Origin of the sequence: Pseudomonas guineae, from assembly GCF_900113745.1 — a bacterium.
In the GTDB taxonomy this organism is placed as follows: Bacteria; Pseudomonadota; Gammaproteobacteria; order Pseudomonadales; family Pseudomonadaceae; genus Aquipseudomonas; species Aquipseudomonas guineae.
In genome coordinates this window covers 1-15,832 of sequence record NZ_FOQL01000007.1, presented here as the reverse complement: position 1 = coordinate 15,832, position 15,832 = coordinate 1, and the positions used below count along the sequence as shown (strand labels likewise).

Here is a 15,832-nt window from a genome sequence, read left to right as displayed (position 1 = left end):
CGTCAGTGGGCAGGGCAGGGTGTCGCTGGGCGGCGCTCGATATTCGGCTCGAAATCTTCGATTAAACGGCAGATTGCTTGGCCATCAGGTGCGCAATCACCCTTGTTGGCCCAGTCGTCGAAGGCGTTCTGCATCACCAGCGCCAAGCGCTGACATTCTTTGATATGCGCCTGCAAGGCGGCCAGGCGTTCGCTGAGCAGATCACGTACGTCGGCGCAGGGCGCCAGGCCGTTATCGGCGCTGGCGAGTATCTGTTGGCTATCTTTCAGGCTAAAGCCCAGGCGGCGCGCGCGAGCGATAAAGCGCAGGCGCTGCAGGTCCGTATTGGAGTACTGCTGGTAGCCGTTATCCGGGTTGCGCATGGGGCTGAGTAGACCAAGATCGGTGTAATGGCGCACGGTTTCTGCGCTGACGGCAGCAGCTTTGGCTAGTTGGGCGACGCGCATAGTGACTCTCCAGAATCGACAAGGGCCGCATCAGGTTAAAACCTGAGGACCGCCCTTGGGTCAAGCGTGCCGTTTTACTCGGCGATCTGTAGCTTGCGTGCTTCGTGGTAGAAGAAACGAATTTTCTCGTACTCGAACGGCGAGTTGAGCTGGCCGTAGCGGAAGTTCACTGTGGAGCGTTGGTCAACCACTTCCAGCAAAGTGATTTCTGGGTGGTTGGTGCTGGATTCGGCAATATTCAGCCAGTTGACCTGACTTTTCGCCGTAAAATCCGCCACTAAACCACCCGTGTCGCGCAGGTTAGACGGCCCCAGTAGCGGTAGAATCAGGTAAGGCCCGGCTGGAGTACCGTAATAACCGAGGGTTTGACCGAAGTCTTCCTTCTGTTTGGGCAGGCCCATGCGCGTGGCCGGGTCCCACAGGCCGGCAACACCGAGGGTGGTGTTAAGCAGCAGCCGAGCAGTGGTCTGCATGGCCCGCTTACCCTTGAACTGCAGTGCACTGTTGAGCAAGTTGGGGACATCGCCCAGATTGCTGAAGAAGTTGCTGACGCCGCTCTGTACCAGCGTGGGCGTGACATAGCGGTAGCCATCGACAATCGGCAGAAACACCCATTCATCGAAGCGGTAGTTGAAGTGGTAAACGCGGCGGTTCCACGATTCAAGCGGGTCATAAACCGTCAGCGCGCTGAGGGTGGAACGCTCAAACTCGCGCTGATCCAGCCCCGGGTTGAATTGCAGGTGCTGCATGGGTTGTTTAAAACCATCGTCATCGGCAGCATGCTGCGCTTGCGCCAGGCCGCTGCCCAGCAGCAGGGTGAAAAGCACGGCAAGGGAAATGGGCTTAGCCACGGAAGAACTCCAGCATGGCGTCGCTGTTGACGCGGTAATTGAGGTTGCCGCAATGGCCGCCCAGTGGATAAACGGTCAGGCGCTCGCCCAGGGTGCGGCGCAAAAAGCCGAGGTCGCCTGGGCCAAGAATCACGTCGTCGGCGTTGTGCATGACGGCGATCTTGCTGCTGTTTTTCAGATAATCAGCCACTGCATAAAGGCTCACCTCGTCGATCAACTGGGCTATGCTGCCGCCGTCAGTGCGCGCGCGCCACATGGGGATCACTTGTTCAGTCAGGTAGCAGTCGAAGTCACATTGCAGGGCGCGTTTGAAAAATGGTGTGAGGCTGGTGCCTTCGCTGATCGGGTAGTCGATTGGGGTGATCAGGCCGCGGCGGTTGATCAGGTCCGAAGTAAAGGCAATATCGGCTGAGGAGAAGCGAAACGCTGCACCGATTAACATGGCCATTTGCTCGTCGCTGAGTTGCTCGCCCGAGTTTTGAAAGTCATAGAGCAGGGCGTCGTTGATATCGACGTAGCCCTTGGCCTGGAAGTAGCGAGTCAGCTTGCCCAGCACCAGTTCGTAGAAGGTGGTGCTGTTACTGATGCCCTCAACCTGGGTTTGCACCATACGGTCGAGGTTGGTGACTGAGGTATAGAGATTAACCGGTGGGTTGAGTAGCAGCACGCGCTTGAAGTTGAAGCTACGGCGGGTCTCATCCAGCTCGCTGACAAAAGCGGCCTGCAGCGCACCCAGGCTGTAACCAGTGAGGTAGAACTCGCTTACCTGCAAGCGCGGGTGCTGTGCGCGAACAGCCTGCATGGCGCGGTACAGGTCGTCCGCGTCGTCGCGGGTAATGCCGGGTGTGGCAAGGCGCGAGGCCGAGGTCATAAAATCATAGCTGGTCGGTGAAGATAATTGCACCACGTGATAACCGGCGCCGTAAAACAGCTTCTTCAGGTACTCCGGGGTGCTGCTGGCGTAATGCGCGCCCGTGCCGGCGATGATAAAAATCAGCGGCGCTTCACCCGGCTGCTTGGCCAGGCGATAGCGCATTTTAGTGACTGACCAGAAGTTATCCGGCAGTTCGAACTCGCGCTCTGGGCGTAGTTTGATCTTATAGTCGCGCTGGTTGATGTCGGCTTCGGCCGGCAACTCCGGGCGAAGTGCTGGCGGGGTGGTCGCCAGCGTGGCTTCGAATGGGTTGCTGATAGGGTAGCCATAGCTGCTGGCGTCGATATCAGCCGCGCTGGCGGGGGTAATAACGGCCAGGCAACTGAGTAGTGCAAGCAGGCGAGGGAGATGTGACATGGCTAAATCTCTTAAGGGCAGGGCGGGCGCTGCGGGCAATGCGGGTCGATTTGACCACATAAGCCTAATTAAGTGCGGTATTAGTTCTAGGTGAGCACTTTTGCAGGCGATCGCGTCATTGTGATGTCAGTCTGGCTAAGGCAGTACAGCCAATTGCTCGACCCATATCAGCTCGCAGGCCCCGTCGCCGGTGTCTTCACGGCTCAGCGAGCTGACCCAGTTATAGCCATCGTCGCCCTCGACCTTTACCAATTGTCCGCTTAGGCGAATGTGCTGACCCGCTTTGAGCTGGGCCAGGATGCTGGCCACTGCTGGGTTGGCGGGTATCAAATGCATATTGGCACTGTGGGTCTCAATTTGCCGGCGCTCAATCGGTAACGGCTCGGCACGCCAGAAGTACCAGCGATTACGCTGGCTGATGCTGATATGACGCAGCACCTCGGGGTCTGCCATCGGCCCCCAACCGAGCGCCAGATCGGTTGGTGATAACTGTGCACCTCGGTCGAGATAATAGTCTTCGCGGGCCAGAATGCGTGCTTCCAGCTGAAAAGGCTGCAGCGTGCTGACGGTGTGCTCGGCTACGCGCCAACTGCTACTGGTTAACGGCGTGCGCGGCGGCACACTGTTGGGCGCGGGCAGCACGGTGACCCAAAGCATCCAGGCGCCCAACAGGCTGGCTGTGATCAGTATTAGGCGGCGTATAAGCATGGCGAAATTTTATCCGCAGAGCCCATAAGTAGGCGATGTCGGGGATGTTATCGTTGATCTGTCAGCTTATCCTATGCAGCCCTTCAATCTGCTGAGTTACTTATGCCCCGTTATTTGCCCACGACTGCTCTGCTGATAGCCGCAGCACTGTGTCTGGTGCTGAGCTTGCTGCTGCGTTATCAGTTGATGGAGGGCGCGCAGTGGGTTGGTCTGTGTGTCGACACCCCGCAGCTGCTGGCGTGTCAGGTGCGTGCGAGTCTGGGCTGGCTGGTCCACTTCCGGGTATTGGCCTGGGGGGGCTTGCTGTGTGCCGTGTTGGCGTTTGTGCTGCCAGATGTTTGGGGTAAGCGCTTGGCGGTGCCGGCTTTACTACTTGGTCTACCCGCATTGGCACTGTATAGCGCTAGCCTCGGCGTATTCGCCGTAGTGCTGGCACTGCTGCGCTGGGTGCGCGCAGCGAAACCTGCTTGATTTAGCCGGTTGGTGTTTTAATCCGAAGGCTGCGCCACAGCGCCGCGACCAGTAGTAAGCTGGTGATGGCCCAGCCCAGGGCTTGCCAGTTGCTCAAGGTTTCCTGATACAGCTGCGGCGCAATGCCTGCGCCGATCAGTAGGGCGAGCAGGGCGACTTCACGGCGGTAGCCGCCGACCGGGTGGCACAAATAAACCAACGCCGGCAGCACCAGTGCAACGCTGGGGAAGCTGCGGTAGCGGGCATCCACGACCAATGCGAGCATCATCACTGCTCCGGCAAAGCCGCTCAGCGCCAGCCATAGTGCGCCTTTGCTATGCAGCCAGTTTAACAGGCGCAAGCGCCAGCCTGCGTGCTGACTGAGGAGCAAGGAGGCGTGGGCCATTACCAGCAGGTTAAGCACAATCAGTGCGCTGGCCCAGAGCCATTCGCCGAGGTAGCGGCTGGTGATCAACATCAACTCGGCAAGCAGGCCGATGCAGCCAGACCCCAGTGCCGCCAGCATTGGCAATAACAGCGCGGTGCGCACTGAATATGGACGACCGGCGACTAGCAGCGTTGCGGCAAACAGGCACAGGCTTAAGGCCAGCCAGGCCGGCCAGTGCGGTAGATTGGACACGGACCCGGCGAGGATCGATTTGTCTTGGCGGTCGGCGTCGTACAAGCCCCAGTAACCGCCCACCGCGCCTTCGCTGATACGCTTCCAAGGCTGGTCAAAGGCTTCGATCAGGTTGTAACGCCAGCCATTCTGTTCAGCCATAGCAACGAAGCCGCGAATGAATTTCGCTTGATTGACCCGGCTCGGCAGTGCTGTTTCGCGCTGGCGGCCTTCGCTGGGCCAGCCGGTTTCGCCGATCAAGATGTCCTTCGGTGCGAAGGCCTTGCCGAAGGTTTTGCGTACTTCGGCCACTTCCTGCAGCGCCGTCTCGATGCCGGCGGGATTATCTTCCCAGTAGGGCAGCAGGTGGATGGTGATGAAGTCCACCGCTGGCGCTATTTCCGGATGCCTGAGCCAGAACTCCCAGACATCGGCATAAGTCACCGGTTGCTTAACTTGCGCCTTAACCTGTTCGATAAGGGTCACCAGTTGCTGCGCAGTGACTTCTTTACGCAGCAGTGCCTCGTTGCCAACTATGACCGCCTGGACCACATCAGGGTGGGCGTTGGCGACTTTCACCAGGCCAGCAATTTCAACGGCAGTGTCGGTGGGGTTCCGGCTTACCCAGGCACCGACAATTAATTTCAGCCCATGCTTACGTGCCATGTCCGGCAGTTGTTCCAAGCCAGTGACCGAATAGGTGCGCAGGCACTCGAAGCGCTTGGCCAGTATCGCCAGATCCGCGTCCATGCGCTCAGGGCGCAACTGGATCGGCTGATCGAAGGGCGACTGATCCTTGTCGAACGGCGTGTAAGACGCGCACTGCAGCTTGTGCGTGGGCGTGGCGGCATCGGCCAGCTCAGCCGGTTGGCCAATGCCAAACCAGAGGCCGAAAAGTGCCAGCAGTCCGAGCAAGCAGGCAAACAGGTAGGGCACTGTAGGGAAGCGGGAAGTGGCGGGCATGAGCGGGCGCGTATGATGGCTGAGGCGCGCATAGTAGCGGATTGCCCCGTGCCTGGCGGGCTGATTTTACGCGCGGATCAAGGAAGTTTCCTTGCCTCAAACCGTCATGCCTGGTGGTGTAGCCAGGCATGCTTAGGTCGTGTGTCGGTTGAGATCGATCGACCTTCAATACGCTGCCAGACCTTCTCATGAAAGTAGAAGCCGACCGAGTTACAGAGTGGCTCGATGGCGGCGACAAGGCCGCTGGCAGCGATACTGCCAGTCAGTGCGTAGGTGACGGCGAAGGCGATGCAGAAGTGCATCAGGGTGAAGGTCACAGTCTTGAGCATGGCGCACCTCGAGTGAGAATTACTCTTTATTGAGGTGTAGCCTAATGGCTCAAGTTGGATTATTAAAATATTGTATGCGGATGGATTTAATAGCTTTTTATAATTGATTCGCTAAGCCGCCATGCCGCGGTTCACGGGGCAATAGCCCATAAAAAACCCGCACTAGGCGGGTCTTTTACTTTCAAGCAAGCTTGAAATGATGGGTTATGTGTTATCCAGCATGCGGACAGTTGGTTAAAAACTAACTGATCTAGGCTGAGTTAACGACCCAAAAATGGTCGGGGTAGGGGGATTCGAACTCCCGACATCCTGCTCCCAAAGCAGGCGCGCTACCGGACTGCGCTATACCCCGATGTACTGCTGGCTCCGCGACCTGGACTCGAACCAGGGACCCAATGATTAACAGTCATTTGCTCTACCGACTGAGCTATCGCGGAACAATGACGCGTATCCTACTGATTAAAAAGAGGAAGTCAACACTTGGCTGACGTCCTCTTTGGCTTAGAGAACGGCTGCAATGGCCTCGGTAACGGCGGGCAGATTGCGCTGGTTGAGGGCCGCTACGCAGATGCGCCCAGTACCGACTGCGTAAATGCCGAACTCGCTGCGCAGGCGCTCTACTTGCTCGGTGGTCAGGCCAGAGTAAGAGAACATGCCGCGTTGCGCTGCCACAAAGCTGAAGTCGCGTTTGGCGCCCAGGGCTGCCAATTGCTCGACCATGGCCAGGCGCATACCGCGAATACGCTCGCGCATTTCACCTAACTCGGCTTCCCACATGGCGCGCAGCTCAGGGCTGTTGAGTACGGTGGCCACTACGCTAGCACCGTGGGTCGGCGGATTGGAGTAGTTGGTACGGATAACACGCTTGACCTGCGACAGCACGCGGCTGGCTTCTTCTTGCGAGCCGGTAACGATGGACAGCGCGCCCACGCGCTCGCCGTATAGGGAGAATGACTTGGAGAACGAACTGGACACGAAGAAGGTCAGGTCAGACTCGGCAAACAGGCGCACGGCCTCTGCGTCTTGCTCGATGCCATCGCCAAAGCCTTGGTAGGCGATGTCGAGGAAGGGCACGTGCTCGCGCTCGCGAAGGATTTCCAGCACGGCTTTCCAGTCGTCCAGCGTCAGGTCGACACCGGTCGGGTTGTGGCAGCAGGCGTGTAAGACCACGATTGAGCGCGCGGGGAGGTTTTTCAGGTCTTCGAGCAAACCGCCGCGGTTAACACCGTTGCTGAAGGCATCGTAGTAGCGGTAGTTGCGTACTGGGAAACCAGCGGACTCAAACAATGCACGGTGGTTTTCCCAGCTGGGGTCGCTGATGGCCACGGTGGCGTCTGGCAGCAAGCGCTTAAGAAAATCGGCGCCGACTTTAAGTGCGCCCGTGCCGCCAATGGCCTGGGTGGTGATCACGCGACCTTGTTCAAGTAACGGCGAGCCCTTGCCGAAGAGCATGGTCTGCACAGCCTGGTCATAAGCGGCGATGCCTTCGATCGGCAAATAACCGCGTGGCGCATGGGCGGCGGTCAGGATGGTTTCCGCTTCGGCCACTGCGCGCAGCAGGGGGATGCGCCCCTCTTCGGTGGTATAAACACCGACGCCTAGGTTGACCTTGGTGGTGCGAGGGTCAGCGTTAAATGCTTCGTTGAGGCCCAGAATTGGGTCGCGCGGGGCCATTTCGACGGCAGAGAACAGGCTCATGGGATGCGGCAACTCGAAGAGGAAGTTGAGTATCAAACAACACCCCGCTACGACTGATGCTAGGGGTTGCGTAAGTGGCCCGGTAGTATACCGAGCCATAACGCGTGTCGCGACAGCGCACGCACGCATTTCAGTGTTATGACGTAGGCTTTCAGATCGCGTCACAGTCGCTTGTCGAGGTCCGTCATGTCCGAATTCCAGTTGGTCACCCGTTTCCAGCCTGCCGGCGATCAGCCCGAGGCTATTCGGCAGATGGTCGAAGGCCTAGAAGCAGGCCTTTCACACCAGACCTTGCTCGGCGTAACGGGCTCGGGTAAGACCTTTTCCATTGCTAATGTGATCGCGCAAATTCAGCGCCCGACCTTGGTTTTGGCTCCGAATAAGACACTCGCGGCGCAGCTGTATGGCGAGTTCAAAAGCTTCTTTCCGAATAACGCGGTGGAGTATTTCGTTTCCTATTACGACTACTACCAGCCGGAAGCCTATGTGCCGTCCTCGGACACCTTTATCGAGAAAGACGCCTCGATCAACGATCATATCGAGCAGATGCGCCTGTCGGCGACTAAGGCGCTGCTGGAGCGCTCGGACGCAATCATCGTCACCACTGTGTCGTGTATCTACGGCCTGGGCAGTCCCGAGTCGTACTTGAAGATGGTGCTGCACGTCGACCGTGGCGACAAAATGGATCAGCGTGAGCTGCTACGGCGGCTGGCTGATCTGCAATACACCCGTAATGACATGGACTTTGCTCGCTCGACCTTCCGTGTGCGTGGCGATGTGATCGATATCTTCCCGGCCGAATCTGACCTGGAGGCCGTGCGTATTGAGCTGTTCGACGATGAGGTCGAAAGCCTCTCGGCGTTTGACCCGCTGACCGGCGAGGTGATCCGCAAACTGCCGCGCTTTACCTTCTACCCCAAGAGCCACTACGTCACTCCGCGTGAGGTGTTGCTTGAGGCCGTGGAGAAGATCAAGGTCGAGTTGGTCGAGCGGCTTGAATACCTGCGCAGCAATAACAAACTGGTCGAGGCCCAGCGCCTGGAACAGCGCACCCGTTTTGATCTGGAGATGATCATTGAACTGGGTTATTGCAACGGTATCGAAAACTACTCGCGCTACCTCTCCGGGCGCGACTCGGGCCAGCCACCGCCCACGCTTTATGACTATTTGCCGGATAAGGCGTTGCTGGTGATCGATGAGTCCCACGTCTCGGTGCCGCAAGTTGGGGCGATGTACAAGGGTGATCGCTCACGCAAAGAAACCTTGGTTGAATACGGTTTTCGTTTGCCCTCGGCGCTGGACAATAGGCCGATGAAATTTGAAGAGTGGGAAGCGGCTAGCCCGCAAACTATTTTTGTTTCGGCGACGCCAGGTAACTACGAAGCCGAGCATGCCGGGCGGGTGATTGAGCAGGTAGTGCGGCCCACTGGCCTGGTTGATCCTCAGATCGAAGTGCGTCCGGCGCTGACTCAGGTCGATGACCTTATCTCGGAAATCCGCAAGCGCGTGGCCATCGAGGAGCGCGTGCTGGTCACCACCCTGACTAAACGCATGGCCGAGGATTTGACTGATTACCTGGGCGATCATGGGATCAAGGTGCGTTACCTGCACTCAGACATCGACACTGTGGAGCGGGTGGAGATCATTCGCGACCTGCGCATCGGCGCGTTCGATGTGTTGGTGGGTATCAACCTACTGCGCGAAGGCTTGGACATGCCGGAAGTGTCGTTGGTGGCGATTCTCGACGCCGACAAGGAAGGTTTCCTGCGCTCCGAGCGTTCGCTGATCCAGACCATCGGTCGCGCCGCGCGTAACCTCAATGGTCGGGCGATTCTATATGCCGACCGCATGACGGGTTCCATGGAGCGCGCCATTGGCGAGACCGATCGGCGGCGCGACAAGCAAATCGCCTTCAACGAAGCCAATGGTATTACCCCTAAAGGTGTGTTCAGGGATGTTAAGGACATCCTTGAAGGCGCAACCGTGCCAGGTTCGCGCAGCAAGAAACGCAAAGGCATGGCCCAGGCGGCGGAAGAAAATGCGCGGTACGAGAATGAGCTGCGCTCGCCGAGCGAGATCACTAAGCGCATTCGTCAGCTCGAAGAGAAGATGTATGCGTTAGCTCGCGACCTTGAGTTCGAAGCCGCCGCGCAAATGCGCGATGAGATCCAGAAGCTGCGTGATCGGCTATTGCAGGTGTGACGGACTCATTTGGAGGGGCTTTAGCCGCGAATAAGCAGCCTTATCGTCGCGGCTAAAGCACCCTCCGTAGAGTGTGTTTAACGGCGGCCGAAGATAATCAGCACCACCCCGCCCAGAGTGATGCCGCAGGCAAGCATGGCTATTAGGCTCAAATGCTCGTCCAGCAACAGGTAACCAAGCAGCAGTGCTACCACCGGGTTGACGAAAGCGAAGGTCGACACCAGGCTGGGGCGCACTTCGCGTAGTAGCCAAAAGTACGCGGGATAAACCCCCAGGCTCACTGGCAATACCAGATACGCCAACCAGAGCCAGGCGCTGTGGCTTACGCGGCTCAGGTCGAGGTTATTCCAGTCTCCATGCCAGAGGCCGAACAAGCCCAGCAGCAGTGCACCGATCAGCATTTGCAGGCTCAGCCCCAGCCAGCTGGATCGAAACGGCGGGCGCTGGCGTAACAGCCAAGCCCCGCAGGCCCACAGTAAGGTGGCGCCGACCACCAGCAGGCCGGCGAGCCACTGCTCGGCTGAAGCGCTCTGGTCCAGGCCGTTATTCATCAGCAGCACAATCCCGCTGCAAGCCAGCGCCAGACCACACATCACCCACAGCGGCGGACGTTCACCGAGCAGCCATTCCAGCGCCACGCTCCACAACGGCAAGGAGGTGTAGAGCATGGCCAGCATGCCGGTTGGCAAAAACTGATTGGCGTAGATCAATGCGCCCTGGCCGACTGCAATCAGGCTTAAGCCACCCAGCAACACGCCGCCCCAATCGCTGCGTTGAATGCGTAGCTGGCCGCTAAGGATTACCCATGACAGGGCCAATAGCCCGGCAAAGGCAAAGCGCAGGCTGCCAATGACGAACGGTGGTAGTTCCAGCAGGAGGAAGTGGTTAGCCAGGTAGGTGGTGCCCCAGCCCAGATAAATAATGGCGAAAGCGCCGATCAGCAACAATGTGCGGGCGCGTGCAGCGGAGTCAGACATGGATAACCTGAAACAACCCTGCGCCGAGAGCCGGCGCCGGGCATGGATTAGTGAGCGGCACCACCTGTGGCGCCGACGGGCAATTTTCGCGTAAACAACACGGCGAGCATGCTGATGCCGAGGGCGATGCCAATGCAGTGGAAGGCGTCATTGTAGGCCATGATCGCCGCCTGCTGATGGGTGATTTCGCTCAGCTTAGCCAGTGCGGCCTGTTCGCTGCCGAGCTTCTCGGTCAACAGTGCCATGCGCTCGGCGACCTGCGGGTTGCTCGGTACCAGTGACTCGCGCAGGTAGTCAAAATACACCTTGGCCCGACTGTCGAGCAGGGTGGCGAGGAGGGCAATGCCAATCGCACCGCCAAGGTTGCGCAGGATGTTGAACAGGCTGGAAGCCGACCCTGCGTCCTGTGGCATCACATAAGCGGTGGCGATCAGTGAGATTGTCACCATCACCAAGGGCTGGCCGAGTGCGCGGATGATCTGGATGTGGTTGAACTGCTCGCCGGCAAAATCTGGATTGAGTACGCCTGAGAGGAAGCTGGCGCCGCCGAACAAGCCAAAGCCGATGGCGCAGAGCCACTTAGGTGAGATTTTTTTCATCATCAGCGGCACGAAAGGGATGAGGAACAGTTGTGGTACGCCCATCCACATGATCACCTCGCCAATCTGCAGGGCGTTGTAGCCCTGGATTTGCGCCAGATACAACGGCAATACGTAGATTGAGCCATACAGGCCCATGCCCAAGCCGACACTGGAAATACTCGACAGGCCGAAATTACGCTCGCGCAGCACGCCTAGGTTGATCAGCGGGTTGGGCCTGGACGTCTGCAGGATGAAAAACAGCACCAAGCTGATCGCCGCCACGCTGCCCAGGCCGCTGATTAGGCTGGACTCCAGCCAATCCTTACGATGCCCCTCTTCGAGAAACACCTGCAGGCAGCCGAGCCCGAGGCCTAGGGTGAGGATGCCGGCATAGTCGGTTTTCTTGAGCATTTCCCAGTGCGGGGCTTTCTTTTCCAGGCCATACATCAGCCCGGCAATCATCAGCAGGCCCGGCGGCACGTTGATGTAGAAGATGTATTCCCAGCCGAAGTTTTCGGTCAGCCAGCCGCCGAGTGTCGGGCCGATTGACGGCGCGAAGGTCGCGGTTAGGGCAAACAGCGCCATGCCCTTGGCGCGGTGATGCTCGGGCAGTTTGATCAGCGTTAGGGTGAACGCCAGGGGGATCAGCGCGCCGCCAGTAAAACCTTGCATGGCGCGGAATACAATCATGCTTTCCAGGCTCCAGGCCAGTGAACAGAGTAATGAGGAAAACAGAAAGCCGATGGACACCCACACCGCCAAGCGCCGCGCTGAGAGCAGCTGCACCAGCCATGCGGTGAGCGGGATCATGATGATCTCTGCAACCAGATAAGAGGTGGAGATCCACGAGCCTTCTTCCAGGGTAGCCGACAGCGCGCCCTGGATGTCCTTGAGAGATGAATTGGTGATCTGGATGTCCAGCACGGCCATGAATGCGCCGAGCATGGCGCTCATCACCGCAATCCAGTCGCGCCGGCTTGGTTCGCCAGCGGGGCGAATCAGGGCATCAGCCGCCATGGCGAGTGTCGCCGCTGATATCGATTGTGACTTCGACCGACATGCCCGGGCGGATCAAGCCCTTGAGCGGGTTGTCCGCGGCGAAGGTCAGTTTCACGGGAATGCGTTGCACCACCTTGGTGAAGTTGCCGGTGGCATTGTCAGGCGGCAGCAGGCTGAACTGCGCGCCGGACGCGGCGAACAGGCTCTCTACCTGGGCTTCGATGGCGGTATCGGGAAAGCTGTCGAAGGTCAGTTCAGCGCTTTGCCCAGGGTGCATGCGGCCGATCTGGGTCTCTTTGAAGTTGGCCTGAATCCAGATTTCCTCGTCAGGCACCAGTGACAGCAGGTAAGCACCCGCCTGGACGACTTGGCCGTTGCGTGCGGCACGCTGGCCGATAAAGCCGCTAATCGGTGCGTGAATCTGGGTGCGTGTGAGGTTCAGCTCGGTTTGCGCCAGGTCGCTGCGGGCGCTGGCGATCTGTGCTTGCAGGCGCTTGATCTCGGCGTTAAGGGTGTTGATCTGCTGGCGCTGAGCCTGCAAGTCAGCCTGAGCTTTGCTGACGTGCGAGCGGGCGATGCGGCTGTCGGCTGCCAAGGTGGTAACGCGTTCTTCGGAGACGAAACCTGGCTTGCGCAAGGCTTGGGCGCGTGAAAGGTCTATCTGCGTGCGCCCTAGGGTTGCTTCGCTCGCCGAGACATCGGCCTGGCTGGCGGCAATCAGGCTGCCTTGTTGGTGCAGCGTGCTGCGCGCCTGGCTGAGTTCGGCTTCGCGCGTCGCCAGGGTTGCGACGGCGCGGTGCTTGGCCAGCTCGAAATCGGCGCTTTCCAGCACCAATAGCAACTCGCCTTTTTCGACGTGTTGATTGTCCTGCACCAACACCTGCTCAATGCGCGCGCCAAGTTGGCTGGATACGCGGGTGATCTCGCCCTGTACGTAGGCGTTGTCGGTGCTTTCAAGGTAGCGACCGACCAGCAGCCAATGACCGAAAAGGGCGGCGGCAATTAGGCCAAGAATAGTTATGAAAATGAACAGGCGGCGTTTCAGTTGGGCGGGCATAGCGGGCGCTCGACGCTCGGGCAAAAGTGTAAGCAAATTTAGCAGTGTTCCTTTCACGCCTGTAGTCGTTAGACTTCATAAACTTTGTTGCTTATAGGGAACAATCATGGGCTTGGATGATGCGCTGATCTTCACGCGGGTGGTCGAGTGTCACAGTTTCACCCTGGCAGCGCAGGGGTTGGGTATGCAGAAGTCGACCGTCAGCCGGCGTATCGCCTTGCTCGAAGAGCGCCTTGGGGTGCGCTTGATCAATCGCACCACGCGTAAATTACGCCTGACCGAGGTGGGGCAGGCCTATTACGAGCGGTGTCGGCAGATCATGCTCGACTTTGCCGAAGCCGAGCAGGCGGTGATGCAACTGCAGCAGGAGCCTTCCGGCTTGCTGCGGATCACGGCGCCGATTGAGTTCGGCCAGTTATTTCTTGGGCGCGTGCTGGGCGATTTCATGCGCCTGTATCCACAGATCAATGCCGAAGTGGAGCTGACGTCGCGGCATGTGGACCCGGTTGAGGAGGGCATTGATATTGCCATTTTGGTCGGTCAGCCACAGGACTCGACGCTGATCGCGCGCAAATTATTTGAGACCCGTCGGCGTTTATATGCCAGCCCTGACTACCTGGCCCTGCATGGCACGCCGCAAGCGACGGCGGAGTTACTGGGGCATCGGGCAATTGTGCTGCCGAATGACTCGCCGCGATATTGGCCGTTATTGGGTGAGAGCATTGCCTGCCAGCGCGCATTGGCGTGTAACAACATAACCTTTGCTCGTGAGGCGGCGCTGGCAGGCGCGGGGATTGCCGGTCTACCGGTAATGATCACCGCGTTGGCGGTGGCTGAAGGCCGCTTGATTGAGCTATTACCAGAGGCCTGCTTGCCTGAGGGCGAGTTGTATGCCGTCTATCCTTCACGGCGCTTCCAGGCGATGAAAGTGAAAACCTTTCTTGATTTCCTGATGACCAGTCTGCCTCTGTCGGATGGTCGGCTGCTGGAGCCGGCGGCGGCCAGCCTGTTAATATCGCCGCCTTGAAACGATTGCCCGTTGCATATTCCTCTGAGAGCTGCCATGACCACCGTTCGTACCCGTATCGCGCCGTCGCCCACTGGTGATCCGCACGTAGGCACCGCCTATATCGCCCTATTCAACCTGTGCTTTGCCCGTCAGCACGGTGGCGAATTTATCCTGCGCATTGAAGACACTGATCAGGTGCGTTCGACCCGTGAGTCGGAACAGCAGATATACGACGCCCTGCGTTGGTTGGGTATTGAGTGGAGCGAGGGTCCGGATGTTGGCGGCCCGCACGGCCCGTATCGGCAGAGTGAGCGCGGTCACATCTATCAGAAGTACAGCGCTGAGCTGGTGGAAAAAGGCCATGCTTTCCACTGTTTCTGCAGCGCCGAGCGCCTGGATAAAGTGCGCGCCGAACAGATGGAAGCTAAGCAGACGCCGCGTTATGACGGCCATTGCATGAACCTGTCGGCCGCCGAGGTGCAGCAGCGTTTGGCGGCAGGTGAGCCGAATGTAGTGCGCATGAAGGTGCCGACTAACGGCGTGTGCGTGGTGCCGGACATGCTGCGTGGTGAAGTTGAGATCCCGTGGGATCGCATGGACATGCAAGTGTTGATGAAGACTGACGGCCTGCCGACCTATTTCCTGGCCAACGTGGTCGACGACCACCTCATGGGCATCACCCACGTGTTGCGTGGCGAAGAATGGCTGCCATCGGCACCCAAGCTGATTCTGCTGTACGAATACTTCGGTTGGGACAAACCGCAACTGTGCTACATGCCGCTGCTGCGCAATCCGGACAAGAGCAAGCTGTCCAAGCGGAAAAACCCGACCTCGATCACCTTTTACGAGCGCATGGGCTTCCTGCCGCAAGCGATGCTTAACTACCTTGGGCGCATGGGCTGGTCGATGCCGGATGAGCGTGAGAAGTTCAGCCTTGACGAGATGGTCGAGCACTTCGATATAAACCGGGTCTCACTGGGCGGGCCGATCTTCGATCTGGAGAAGTTGTCCTGGCTCAATGGTCAGTGGATGCGTGAGCTGAGCGTTGAAGAGTTTGCCGCTGGTGCGCAGAAGTGGGCCTTCAACAACGATTATCTGATGCAAATTGCCCCGCATGTGCAGGGTAGGGTGGAAACCTTTAGCCAGATTGCACCGTTAGCCAGTTTCTTCTTCGCCGGTGGCGTGGCACCAGATGCCGCACTGTTCGCGCATAAAAAACTCTCGGCCGACCAAGTGCGTCAGGTCATGCAGCTCATTCTTTGGAAGCTGGAAGCCTTGCGCCAATGGGAGAAGGAGCCGATTACTGGCTGTATTCAGGCGGTAGTCGAGCACTTGGAGCTTAAGCTGCGCGACGCCATGCCGTTGATGTTCGCCGCGATTACGGGGCAGGCCAGCTCGGTGTCGGTACTCGATGCCATGGAGATCCTTGGTCCGGATTTGACCCGTTTCCGTCTGCGCCAAGCCATTGAGCTGCTCGGTGGTGTGTCGAAGAAAGAAAACAAAGAGTGGGAAAAGTTGCTGGCGGCTATAGCCTAAGTCGCTGATTGCCCCATCCGCTCGTCGTTTTGGCGCTATGAGATGGGGTAAGTGGTTGTTCTGTCAGCATAAAGAATAGGCTTGCAGGTAAAAATAATGTTGACAGATGGTGGGCG

At 58.5% G+C, this 15,832-nt stretch carries 14 protein-coding genes and 2 tRNA genes; 4 read left to right on the top strand and 12 right to left on the bottom strand.

Going from position 1 to position 15,832, the window contains the following annotated elements:
- Window positions 1–2 precede the first annotated feature (2 nt).
- From BMZ32_RS18515 to BMZ32_RS18500, 4 genes are all read right to left on the bottom strand, one after another.
- Window positions 3–446: a MerR family transcriptional regulator gene (locus BMZ32_RS18515; RefSeq protein WP_090244788.1), complete on the bottom strand. Its 444-nt coding sequence runs from the start codon at window positions 444–446 to the stop codon at window positions 3–5.
- Between the two features lie 74 nt (window positions 447–520).
- Window positions 521–1,297, bottom strand: a complete 777-nt coding sequence (locus BMZ32_RS18510; protein ID WP_425272887.1) for an MlaA family lipoprotein — start codon at window positions 1,295–1,297, stop codon at window positions 521–523.
- Window positions 1,290–2,588 (bottom strand): alpha/beta fold hydrolase family protein, encoded by a 1,299-nt coding sequence (locus BMZ32_RS18505; RefSeq protein WP_090244785.1) that lies wholly within the window; start codon window positions 2,586–2,588, stop codon window positions 1,290–1,292. Before BMZ32_RS18505 ends, BMZ32_RS18510 begins: the two co-directional genes overlap by 8 nt.
- Before the next feature lie 135 nt (window positions 2,589–2,723).
- Window positions 2,724–3,296, bottom strand: a complete 573-nt coding sequence (locus BMZ32_RS18500) for a hypothetical protein (protein WP_090244782.1) — start codon at window positions 3,294–3,296, stop codon at window positions 2,724–2,726.
- Between the two features lie 102 nt (window positions 3,297–3,398).
- Between BMZ32_RS18500 and BMZ32_RS18495 the strand changes: the two genes are divergently transcribed.
- Window positions 3,399–3,767 carry a hypothetical protein gene (locus tag BMZ32_RS18495; RefSeq protein ID WP_090244780.1) on the top strand — a complete coding sequence of 123 codons (369 nt, stop codon included), beginning with the start codon at window positions 3,399–3,401 and terminating at the stop codon, window positions 3,765–3,767.
- A 1-nt stretch (window position 3,768) separates the two neighbouring features.
- Here BMZ32_RS18495 and BMZ32_RS18490 read toward each other — a convergent pair whose 3' ends face one another.
- The 5 genes from BMZ32_RS18490 to BMZ32_RS18470 form a co-directional block, all read right to left on the bottom strand.
- On the bottom strand, window positions 3,769–5,328 hold the full coding sequence (locus BMZ32_RS18490) for a glycoside hydrolase family 17 protein (RefSeq protein ID WP_090244777.1): 1,560 nt from the start codon (window positions 5,326–5,328) through the stop codon (window positions 3,769–3,771).
- A gap of 104 nt (window positions 5,329–5,432) precedes the next feature.
- Window positions 5,433–5,657 (bottom strand): DUF2061 domain-containing protein, encoded by a 225-nt coding sequence (locus tag BMZ32_RS18485; RefSeq protein ID WP_090244776.1) that lies wholly within the window; start codon window positions 5,655–5,657, stop codon window positions 5,433–5,435.
- A gap of 275 nt (window positions 5,658–5,932) precedes the next feature.
- Window positions 5,933–6,009 (bottom strand) — tRNA-Pro (locus BMZ32_RS18480).
- 9 nt (window positions 6,010–6,018) lie between these two features.
- A tRNA-Asn gene (locus BMZ32_RS18475) sits at window positions 6,019–6,094 on the bottom strand.
- Window positions 6,095–6,158: 64 nt separating this feature from the next.
- Window positions 6,159–7,355, bottom strand: coding sequence for an amino acid aminotransferase (locus tag BMZ32_RS18470; RefSeq protein WP_090244773.1), 1,197 nt, complete (start codon window positions 7,353–7,355; stop codon window positions 6,159–6,161).
- Window positions 7,356–7,541: 186 nt separating this feature from the next.
- Between BMZ32_RS18470 and uvrB the strand changes: the two genes are divergently transcribed.
- On the top strand, window positions 7,542–9,557 hold the full coding sequence (gene uvrB / locus BMZ32_RS18465; protein WP_090244770.1) for an excinuclease ABC subunit UvrB: 2,016 nt from the start codon (window positions 7,542–7,544) through the stop codon (window positions 9,555–9,557).
- Window positions 9,558–9,634: 77 nt separating this feature from the next.
- On the opposite strand, the gene BMZ32_RS18460 is transcribed toward uvrB, so the two are convergent.
- From BMZ32_RS18460 to BMZ32_RS18450, 3 genes are read right to left on the bottom strand one after another with little or no spacing between them, the layout of a single operon-like run.
- The gene (locus BMZ32_RS18460) at window positions 9,635–10,534 is read right to left on the bottom strand and encodes an EamA family transporter (protein ID WP_090244768.1); all 900 of its coding nucleotides are present in this window, start codon (window positions 10,532–10,534) and stop codon (window positions 9,635–9,637) included.
- Window positions 10,535–10,581: 47 nt separating this feature from the next.
- On the bottom strand, window positions 10,582–12,132 hold the full coding sequence (locus BMZ32_RS18455; RefSeq protein WP_090244765.1) for an MDR family MFS transporter: 1,551 nt from the start codon (window positions 12,130–12,132) through the stop codon (window positions 10,582–10,584).
- Window positions 12,122–13,171, bottom strand: coding sequence for an HlyD family secretion protein (locus BMZ32_RS18450; protein ID WP_090243036.1), 1,050 nt, complete (start codon window positions 13,169–13,171; stop codon window positions 12,122–12,124). The genes BMZ32_RS18455 and BMZ32_RS18450 overlap by 11 nt, the downstream gene beginning before the upstream one ends.
- Before the next feature lie 106 nt (window positions 13,172–13,277).
- Here BMZ32_RS18450 and BMZ32_RS18445 point away from each other — a divergent pair, with 106 nt between their 5' ends.
- Both BMZ32_RS18445 and gltX read left to right on the top strand, forming a co-directional pair.
- Window positions 13,278–14,198, top strand: coding sequence for a LysR family transcriptional regulator (locus tag BMZ32_RS18445; RefSeq protein WP_090243035.1), 921 nt, complete (start codon window positions 13,278–13,280; stop codon window positions 14,196–14,198).
- Window positions 14,199–14,234: 36 nt separating this feature from the next.
- Complete coding sequence (gene gltX, locus BMZ32_RS18440; RefSeq protein ID WP_090243033.1) at window positions 14,235–15,716, top strand: glutamate--tRNA ligase; 1,482 nt, start codon at window positions 14,235–14,237, stop codon at window positions 15,714–15,716.
- Window positions 15,717–15,832 lie beyond the last annotated feature (116 nt).

What these genes read in the sequence shown, in the direction of transcription:
- BMZ32_RS18490 (WP_090244777.1), bottom strand. Translation starts at nt 5,328, where the DNA reads ATGCCCGCCACTTCCCGCTTCCCTACAGTGCCCTACCTGTTTGCCTGC.
- BMZ32_RS18505 (WP_090244785.1), bottom strand. Translation starts at nt 2,588, where the DNA reads ATGTCACATCTCCCTCGCCTGCTTGCACTACTCAGTTGCCTGGCCGTT.
- BMZ32_RS18500 (WP_090244782.1), bottom strand. Translation starts at nt 3,296, where the DNA reads ATGCTTATACGCCGCCTAATACTGATCACAGCCAGCCTGTTGGGCGCC.
- BMZ32_RS18495 (WP_090244780.1), top strand. Translation starts at nt 3,399, where the DNA reads ATGCCCCGTTATTTGCCCACGACTGCTCTGCTGATAGCCGCAGCACTG.
- BMZ32_RS18515 (WP_090244788.1), bottom strand. Translation starts at nt 446, where the DNA reads ATGCGCGTCGCCCAACTAGCCAAAGCTGCTGCCGTCAGCGCAGAAACC.
- BMZ32_RS18455 (WP_090244765.1), bottom strand. Translation starts at nt 12,132, where the DNA reads ATGGCGGCTGATGCCCTGATTCGCCCCGCTGGCGAACCAAGCCGGCGC.
- gltX (WP_090243033.1), top strand. Translation starts at nt 14,235, where the DNA reads ATGACCACCGTTCGTACCCGTATCGCGCCGTCGCCCACTGGTGATCCG.
- BMZ32_RS18485 (WP_090244776.1), bottom strand. Translation starts at nt 5,657, where the DNA reads ATGCTCAAGACTGTGACCTTCACCCTGATGCACTTCTGCATCGCCTTC.
- BMZ32_RS18470 (WP_090244773.1), bottom strand. Translation starts at nt 7,355, where the DNA reads ATGAGCCTGTTCTCTGCCGTCGAAATGGCCCCGCGCGACCCAATTCTG.
- BMZ32_RS18450 (WP_090243036.1), bottom strand. Translation starts at nt 13,171, where the DNA reads ATGCCCGCCCAACTGAAACGCCGCCTGTTCATTTTCATAACTATTCTT.
- BMZ32_RS18445 (WP_090243035.1), top strand. Translation starts at nt 13,278, where the DNA reads ATGGGCTTGGATGATGCGCTGATCTTCACGCGGGTGGTCGAGTGTCAC.
- uvrB (WP_090244770.1), top strand. Translation starts at nt 7,542, where the DNA reads ATGTCCGAATTCCAGTTGGTCACCCGTTTCCAGCCTGCCGGCGATCAG.
- BMZ32_RS18460 (WP_090244768.1), bottom strand. Translation starts at nt 10,534, where the DNA reads ATGTCTGACTCCGCTGCACGCGCCCGCACATTGTTGCTGATCGGCGCT.